General features: G+C 61.1%; 1 pseudogene. It reads right to left on the reverse strand.

The features are described from left to right. Window positions 1-437 (reverse strand): annotated as a pseudogene (locus AAIL66_RS24355) (allantoinase); the annotation flags it as partial.

The following is a 437-nucleotide window of genomic DNA, read 5'->3' on the forward strand; positions in this document are numbered from 1 at the left end:
ATGCTCATCATCTTGGGGGCGTTGTCGCCGCTGGCATTGCCCTCGGCGTACAGGACATCGAATGTGTCCTTCATGTACTGGAAGAACGGATCGGCATGCGAGTAACCCTGGGGCAGGGCAAAGCGCATATCGTTCACGTCCAGCGTGTAGGGAACGATGAGCTGGTTGTGCGTCGTGCCGTCGCTCTTGGCGACCTTCATCCAGAAGGGCAGGTCGTCGCCGTAGTAATCGCTGTCGTAGGTAAAGCGACCGGCATCGGCCACGATGCGGTGGCTGTTGGGGCTGTCGCGGCCGGTGTACCAGCCCAGGCCGTGGTCGCCGCCCGCGCCGTACAGCTCTTCAAAAATGTCCACGCATTGCTGCATGTGGGCGCGCTCGATCTCTTCGGGCACGTTCTGGTAGTGAATCCACTTCAGGCCGTGGCAGGCCACTTCGTG

The organism is Comamonas sp. F1-6 (genome assembly GCF_039581415.1).
Classification (GTDB): Bacteria; Pseudomonadota; Gammaproteobacteria; order Burkholderiales; family Burkholderiaceae_C; genus Comamonas; species Comamonas thiooxydans.